The sequence below is a fragment of the Streptococcus sp. HMSC065C01 genome, assembly GCF_001813525.1.
GTDB classification, from domain to species: Bacteria; Bacillota; Bacilli; order Lactobacillales; family Streptococcaceae; genus Streptococcus; species Streptococcus parasanguinis_V.
The window spans coordinates 1-209 of the sequence record NZ_KV812844.1; the positions used below are offsets into that span (position 1 = coordinate 1).

Annotated in this window: 1 protein-coding gene; it reads right to left on the bottom strand. The window is 36.4% G+C overall.

What is annotated here, in order from left to right:
* A partial coding sequence (locus tag HMPREF2918_RS11035; RefSeq protein ID WP_141751579.1) for a helix-turn-helix domain-containing protein occupies nt 1-95 on the bottom strand: 95 nt, incomplete at its 3' end.
* Nucleotides 96-209 lie beyond the last annotated feature (114 nt).

The following is a 209-nucleotide window of genomic DNA, read 5'->3' on the forward strand; positions in this document are numbered from 1 at the left end:
GTTGGAGTTGCATTAAAATATTCTGCTATCTTATCCAAATTTGCAAAGGTAGGATAGCTTTTTTGTTTTTCGTAGTCAGAGATGTCTGGAAAGATTGCTCATAAAAAAATGTGGGGCAAATGATGGGGCAAATCAGTTATAGACAAGCAAAAAAGCCTTATAAATCAAGGCTTTTTCCTGTTGATTTAGATGCCCCCTGCATGGATTTG